Genomic DNA, 7,839 nt, shown 5'->3' on the forward strand with positions numbered 1-7,839 from the left:
AAAAAAGCTATTTTCCACGATTGATGTTGGAAAATAGCTGTAGCTTTTAGAAAATACCGTTTTTTTCTTTGCAAGTTTGTTATGCCTATCGAACGAATACACTCGCTTTTCACTAACGAACGTCCAAGTCTCCTCATTTCTATTTGTGCGTTTTTCTCCTTGATTAAAACACTTTTGTTTTCGTCTCTGAATCTTTTTATTACATCTTTTCAGGTGCTGTTACACCAATTAGTTGAAGTGCATTAGAAAGCGTAATTCGAACTGCTTTCATTAATGCAATTCGAGCTTGAGTTCTCTCCTTATTATCTATATCCAAAACCTTTTCAGCATTATAAAAGCTATGCAGTAAAGTTGCAAGATCGTATACATATTGCGTCACTTTATGTGGTGTTTGCTTTTCAGCAGCATCTGCTACAACCTGTGGAAATTCAGCTAGTTTTTTCAATAAATCCGTTTCTTTCTCAGAAGTGAGTAAAGATACATCCATTGATTCTTCAGTCAAAAGCCCTTTGGCTTTAGCTTGCTCTAGCATTGTACAAATACGAGCATGTGCATATTGTACATAGAACACTGGATTATCATTTGATTGTGAGCGTGCAAGGTCCATATCAAAATCCAATTGGGAATCATTTGAACGAGTTACGAAATAGTAACGAACTGCATCCACACCAACTTCTTCTATTAATTCTCTTAATGCAACTGCCTTGCCTGTTCGCTTACTCATCCGAAGCTTTTCGCCATTTTCAAATAGATTTACCATTTGAATAATTTTCACATCAAACTTTTCTACTGGATAGCCAAGTGCCTGTATTGCTGCTCGCATACGCGGAATATAACCATGGTGATCTGCTCCCCATACATTTACGATCTTATCAAAACCTCTATCTAATTTATTCTTATGATAAGCTATATCTGGTGTAAGATATGTGTAACTACCATCTTGTTTAACCAAAACACGATCCTTATCATCGCCAAAATCCGTCGTACGGAACCACGTCGCGCCATCTTTTTCATAAATGAAATTGTCTAATACATCTAATGCTTCCGTAATTTTATTTTCTTTATATAAGGAACGCTCCGAGAACCAAGAATCAAATTCAACACGAAACTCTGCAAGATCCTTTTCAATTTTACCAAGTTCATATTTTAACCCATACTCTTTAAAGAAGGCTAACCTGTCCTTCTTCTCTTTAACTGCCCATTGATCGCCGTATTCTACACCCAGTTGCTTACCGATTTCTACAATATCTTCACCATAATAACCATCCTCCGGCATTTCAGCATCGTTACCTAATGCTTGTAGATAACGTGCTTCTACTGATAGAGCTAGATTATCGATTTGATTTCCCGCGTCATTGATATAATATTCACGTTCCACCTCATATCCAGCAGCATCTAACACATTGCATAAAACATCGCCAAACGCAGCTCCACGAGCATGCCCTAAATGGAGATCCCCAGTAGGATTTACTGATACAAATTCCACCTGAATTTTCTCACCTTGACCTGCATTTGTTTTTCCGTAAGATTGTTGTTCGCGCAGAATCGTTGGAATTATTTCACCAAGAAAATTGTCCTTCATGAAGAAATTAATAAAACCAGGCCCAGCTATTTCAACCTTATCTACAGCTGCTTCAGCCTTATCTAAATGCTTAACAATATCATCGGCGATTTGTCGAGGCGACTTCTTAGCAATACGCGCTAGCTGCATGGCAATATTTGTAGCAAAGTCTCCATGTGTTTTATCTTTTGGTTTTTCTAATATAACATCTGGCATCTCCGCTTCGTTTGTAAGCTCTGCCTGAATAACTGCTTTCGTAATTTGCTGTTTTAATATATTCTCTGTTTGTGCTAAGACATTCATGTCATGTCCTCCTCTTTAATCGTTACATCGATTTTATGTTGCCGTTCCTCTTGTCCATTTAGTTTGACAGTATAAGCTATATGTAAACTTCCATCTTCCCGGGCTTTTAATGGGGAATACAAAATAGATTGTGTGAAGGTTTCCATATGTATGCTGCCATAAGGATGCTTTAATACATTTTCTGTCGTTTGCCTTTCCTGGAACTGTTGATTCATCGTAACGTTACCAGAACGCTTAATATTTACCCTATCTGATTGAATAGTAATAAGATTTTTAATGACCGAATTATCGTCTGCCATTTCTTCAAATGTAAGTACATCCAAGCTTCCTTTTTTGTATAAAAATCCATTTTGCTGAATTTTATTATATTCCATTTGACCATTATCGTCGATCGTCGTACAAAGTTCAATAGCCACTTGCTTATGTAAACTCATTATATCGCCTCAACTTTAGATAAATCCTACCAGATTATAAGCCTTTTATAAACATGTATTCCTGTGTATTCTATTATAACAGAATATTTTTATCAAGCATTGATGTACCAAGGTTTTATAAAGTGAAACTTCCATCCGGCTTTTACTGAAACAAATACGTACAAAGGCTTAAATCGCCACGTCCTGTGGCAACGCCTTTGTGACCTACTTCCATGTAGGCCCGAACCAATCGGGCATTTACTGGCAGTTGATCCCACACTTAACCATATTTGTTTTCTTCATTGTAAACAACATAAAATTTGCTTCTTTACCTTACGTACTTCATCACTTTTTTTATACGTTCACAAGCCGATTAATTCCAAACATTATCTAAAATTCCATTATTAACACATATCTTTAGTTGCCAAACAATGCAGCCTCGATACATATCGAGCACTTGTTTTTTATGCATATGCATAATGTTACGAGAATAACGCTCGTGTAGGATAACTAGTGAGATACGAGCATTCACAGGAAGAATACAGGAAGCAGGTAAAGAATTTCAACCAAATATGTGACGGTAACCTTACTGTGTAAATTTTATATTTATGATATCATCTAGAAAATATATGTTAGGAGTGTTTTTTTGGACATCTTTATAACTATAGTTTTAATTATTGCCATTTTCGCTTCAATCGCTGCGTGGATCAATACCCAGACTATTTTAAAAGAATTAAAAGAAATAAAAGAGCATTTGGGTTTGAAGGGTGAGCAGAATGTCACGCCTCCATTCATTAAAAATGATCTCGATAAATGAATAACAGACCCTTTCAATTAAGGAGGGTCTGTCTGTGCCTAAATTATGAATAGACATTATAAGCTATTATTTTACCCAACCAAGCAACATTTCACGGATGAATTTACTTGCTGCAATCGCGGTCTTTTCCGAATGATCGTAAATGGGTGCAACTTCCACTACATCTGCACCAATTACCTCAACATTTGCATTTGCAATAAGCTGAATCACGTCTAACATTTCTGCAGAGGTAATACCACCCGCCTCCGCTGTACCAGTACCAGGTGCGAAGGCTGGGTCTAATACGTCAATATCAATGGTCACATAAACTTTTTTACCGGCTAGCTTTGGCAACATTTCCCTAAGTGGTGCAAAAACGTTGTACTTTGCCATATACATGCCGCTTTGCTTAGCAAATTGAAACTCCTCACGCATACCTGAGCGAATTCCAAAAGAATAAACATGATGAGCCCCGATCAATTCACAGATTTTTCGTATGGGCGTAGAATGAGAAAGGACTTCTCCTTCATATTCCTCTCTTAAGTCGGCATGAGCATCTATATGGATGAGAACCATGTCTGGATACATCTCATGCACTGCTTGAATTACTGGCCACGTAACTAAATGCTCCCCACCTAATCCAAGGGGGAATTTACCATCATGGACTATCTTTGAAACATAATTTTTAATTTCAGTTAAGCTTCTTTCCGCATTGCCAAATGGAAGTGGGATATCTCCTGCATCAAAATAACTTACTTCTTCTAAATGCTTATCCAAATATGGACTATACTCTTCAAGACCAATTGAGGCCTCACGAATTCGTCCAGGACCAAATCGGGATCCAGGTCTAAAGCTTACGGTCCAGTCCATTGGCATTCCGTAAATAACAGCATCTGCTTGATTATAATCTTGGCCAGCCATAATAAAAACTTTCCCAGAATAGGCTTCATCAAATTTCATAAAACGATCCTCCCCCTCTTAGGTCAGCAAGTCATTTACAAACTTAGGTAAAGCGAAAGCAGCCATATGCAGCTCAGAAGTATAATACTTTGTATTGATTGTGCTAAATCTTTCTTCTTTTACCTTTTGTGGATCATGTATTTTACTTCCCATTGTAAATGTCCATAATCCACTTGGGTACGTTGGAATATTAGCAGTATATAATTTTGTTATAGGAAAAATTGCTTTGACATCATGATACACCTGTGTAATTAGATCTGCTTTAAACCAAGGATTATCTGTTTGTGCAACAAATATCCCATCATCCTTTAATGCTTGAGAAATACCGGTGTAAAACCCTTGTGTAAATAGATTAACAGCCGGGCCCACTGGTTCCGTTGAATCTACCATAATGACATCGAAGGCTCGTTTGCTATTTGCTATATATAAGAAGCCATCCTCTACTTTGACTTCAACCCGAGGGTCTTCAAGATAGCCAGCTATCGTGGGCAAATATTTTTTGGAATAGGTAATCACCTGCCCATCAATTTCAACTAGTACAGCTTTCTCTACGGAAGGGTGCTTTAGCACTTCTCGTATAACGCCCCCATCTCCGCCTCCAACAACTAACACATGCTTTGGATTAGGATGGGTGAACAAGGGAACATGTGCCAACATCTCATGATAAACAAATTCATCCTTTTCTGTAGTCATTACCATATCATCAAGTACAAGCATTTTTCCCCATTCTTCTGTTTCTATTATGTTTAAATCCTGATAATCCGTTTGCACGGTAGTTAACGTTTGCTTTATTTTTGCTGTAATTCCAAAATTAGCTGTTTGCTTTTCAGTAAACCACATGCTCATACGAACACATCCTTTCCATATAACGACAATAAAATTATAGAGAAATTTGACAAAAAGACAAGCATTTTTTTCACATACGTTTATTTGCCTATATCTTTTCCCATAATGCTAGTAAAGAACACATAAATTGTAACTTTATGGAGAAAAGGATATGTTCATTCACTAAACATTTTCGGGTTATTCCCCACCTATATAATGAAAATTCAATCCATTGGGGGTTTTGTTTATCCACCTCACTGATTGTTAGGTGAACTAATCTTTACTGGCGGTTGATCCCCCACTTACCAATAGTGGTTTCTCTTTATTGCTTGAAGTGGGGGGGCATACTCCCAGTTATATGCGGGATAAAAGTGAAACTTTTTGACCTGGCTTTGATAAGCTTTTTTTACCTTTAACTTAGGATATGAGGGAAAAGAACATGGCAAAAAAAAGAAAGATACGAATACATAAATTATTTCTGATTAGCATTGGATCTCTATTCCTTACTGGAATTTCCTTATTTATCTTTGTTTACTTGCTAAGCTTTGTTTTAGGTCCTCCAGAATTAGCAAATGATCAGAATACCATTCTATATAGCAGCTCAGGAGAAATCATTGGCGAACAGCATGGAGGAGAAAATCGAGAATGGGTAAATCTGAAGGATATGTCGGAGGCTGTTATCCAAGCTACAGTAGCGATTGAGGATCGTAATTTCTATGAACATCATGGATTTGATATAAAGCGAATCTTTGGTGCACTATTAAAAGACATTCAAACATGGTCACTAAAAGAGGGAGCCAGCACCTTAACTCAGCAATATGCGCGAAATTTATATTTATCACATGAAAAGACATGGTTACGAAAGATGAAGGAGGCATTTTATACTGTTCGTTTAGAGATGTTTTATTCAAAAGATAAAATCTTAGAGGGGTATTTAAATACGATTTACTATGGACACGGGGCATATGGTATCGAATCGGCAAGTAATTTATTCTTTGATACAAGTTCCAAACAGTTAACGTTAGCGCAAGCTTCCATGTTAGCAGGTATTCCTAAAGGACCAACCTATTACTCTCCATTAAATGATAGTAAAAGAGCAGAAGATCGACAGAAGCAAATTTTACAGGCAATGTATCAGCAAGGCAAGATTACAGAAATGGAGTACAAACAGGCCGCTCAAGCGAAGTTAGTATACAAAAAATCGAATGCACAGGAAAAAGAGCGAGTAGGTCCCTATTTTCAAGACTTCGTAATAAAGGAGGCTGCTGATCTGCTAAATATGGAAGTTGAAGGGATACGTTCTGGAGGCTACCAAATTCACACAACACTTCAAAAAGATCATCAGCTACTATTAGAGGAACAGATAAATCATGCGATTACACCTACAAGTGAAGTACAAGCAGGAGCCTTAGCAATGAATCCAAATACTGGAGGAATCATTGCAATGGTTGGGGGACGTAACTATCAAGAAAGCTCCTTTAACCGAACCGTTCAAGCAAAACGACAGCCTGGTTCTTCATTCAAGCCGTTCCTTTACTATGCTGCTTTAGAGAATGGCTATAAACCGAATACGATGCTACCAAGCAAACCAACTACATTTCAATTAGCAAATGGGGAAACCTATCAACCAAGTAATTATAATGGCTATTATGCTAACAAGGAAATAACGTTAGCCCAAGCATTGGCATTATCAGATAATATATATGCCGTTAAAACAAATCTGTTTGTTGGACCTAAAACTTTAGTAGAGACTGCAAGGGAATTTGGGATCACAAGTAAACTTCCAGAAGTTCCTTCACTAGCACTTGGCTCAGCAGCTGTATCTATGAAAGAAATGGTTACTGGATACAGTATGTTAGCAAATGGCGGGTACAAGATCGATGCCCATTCCATATCCAAAATTATTGATCATAACGGCAAGACCGTCTATAAACATAAATCTGAAAAGAAAAATCAAATACTTGACCAGAGAAAAACATTTATTCTAACGCATTTAATGACAGGGATGTTTGATCACGAACTTGATGGGTATATGCCCGTTACGGGTTCAACAATTACCGATCAACTAAATCGACTCTATGCTGGAAAATCTGGATCAACCAATTCTGACAGCTGGATGATTGGCTTTAGCCCCTCAATTGCCACTGGTATTTGGATAGGCTATGACGATAACCGTAAAATCGAAAAAGTTGCAGAGGAACGATATGCAAAGGAAATATGGGCTGATTTTATGCAAAAGTCTCATGAAAATTTACCAAACGAGACCTTTTCTGTACCCAGCGGAGTCATTGGAGTACCCGTTGATCCTACAACCGGAAAGCGTGCCACTCCTTATTGCAATACAAGTAGGGTGATGTTCTTTGAGAAAGGTACAGAGCCCCATGAATATTGCACGGAGCATTTCCATCACAGCCAAGAAGATAAGGATGTAAAAAGAGAAGATAAAAGCATCGTCGAAAAAATATTCGACCTCTTTGATTAACCATTTTTACCTGAGCAAGATTCATCAAACAAACAGTCTTGTTGAAACTCGAAAAATTTTTATGTAAATATAGTGGGATACAGCTAATTGTTACTACAGGCGAACCTTCTAAAACAGATTCTCCTGAACAAAAGCGCAAATGCCCAATTGGAAACGCGGCGACTGGAACGAGTCAACGGAGATAAAGGAATCACGGTGAGTTTGCGTGTCGACGATGACTTAGCTTAAGGTGAGTCGCCTAGTTTCTGGACGCTGGAGTTAGACGCCGCTCAACAGATCCATATTTATCTACATGGGCTAAATTTATAGTATCCTATACTAAGAAAAACGGAGCAAAATTCGCTCAGTCCTTATCACTAAATGCTCAGATTCACGCTTCCTCTAGTAGCTATTATGGAATAATAGCTACTGCTTGCTTGACCACCACTCCGGCTGTCCACTTCCCTTTCCGTGGGGTTTGTCCTTCAGCTAACTTTTTTAGCAAAACCCGCTCAAAAAA

General features: G+C 37.8%; 6 protein-coding genes. 2 read left to right on the forward strand and 4 right to left on the reverse strand.

What is annotated here, in order from left to right; genetic code table 11:
* Nucleotides 1-199: 199 nt before the first annotated feature.
* Entirely contained in the window at nt 200-1,864 is a 1,665-nt protein-coding gene (gene argS / locus JUJ52_RS22120; RefSeq protein ID WP_026681814.1) for an arginine--tRNA ligase, read from the reverse strand.
* Nucleotides 1,861-2,298: a YwiB family protein gene (locus JUJ52_RS22125; RefSeq protein WP_034679229.1), complete on the reverse strand. Its 438-nt coding sequence runs from the start codon at nt 2,296-2,298 to the stop codon at nt 1,861-1,863. Before JUJ52_RS22125 ends, argS begins: the two co-directional genes overlap by 4 nt.
* A 625-nt stretch (nt 2,299-2,923) precedes the next feature.
* Here JUJ52_RS22125 and JUJ52_RS22130 point away from each other — a divergent pair.
* On the forward strand, nt 2,924-3,094 hold the full coding sequence (locus JUJ52_RS22130; RefSeq protein WP_161629276.1) for a hypothetical protein: 171 nt from the start codon (nt 2,924-2,926) through the stop codon (nt 3,092-3,094).
* 66 nt (nt 3,095-3,160) lie between these two features.
* Here JUJ52_RS22130 and speB read toward each other — a convergent pair whose 3' ends face one another.
* Entirely contained in the window at nt 3,161-4,033 is an 873-nt protein-coding gene (gene speB, locus JUJ52_RS22135; RefSeq protein ID WP_026681816.1) for an agmatinase, read from the reverse strand.
* Nucleotides 4,034-4,051: 18 nt separating this feature from the next.
* Complete coding sequence (gene speE / locus JUJ52_RS22140; RefSeq protein ID WP_026681817.1) at nt 4,052-4,879, reverse strand: polyamine aminopropyltransferase; 828 nt, start codon at nt 4,877-4,879, stop codon at nt 4,052-4,054.
* Nucleotides 4,880-5,297: 418 nt separating this feature from the next.
* On the opposite strand from speE, the gene JUJ52_RS22145 reads away from it, so the two are divergent.
* Nucleotides 5,298-7,340 carry a transglycosylase domain-containing protein gene (locus tag JUJ52_RS22145; RefSeq protein WP_121603967.1) on the forward strand — a complete coding sequence of 681 codons (2,043 nt, stop codon included), beginning with the start codon at nt 5,298-5,300 and terminating at the stop codon, nt 7,338-7,340.
* Nucleotides 7,341-7,839: the final 499 nt, after the last annotated feature.

The sequence above is a fragment of the Virgibacillus sp. AGTR genome (assembly GCF_016919725.2).
In the GTDB taxonomy this organism is placed as follows: domain Bacteria; phylum Bacillota; class Bacilli; order Bacillales; family Amphibacillaceae; genus Virgibacillus; species Virgibacillus salarius.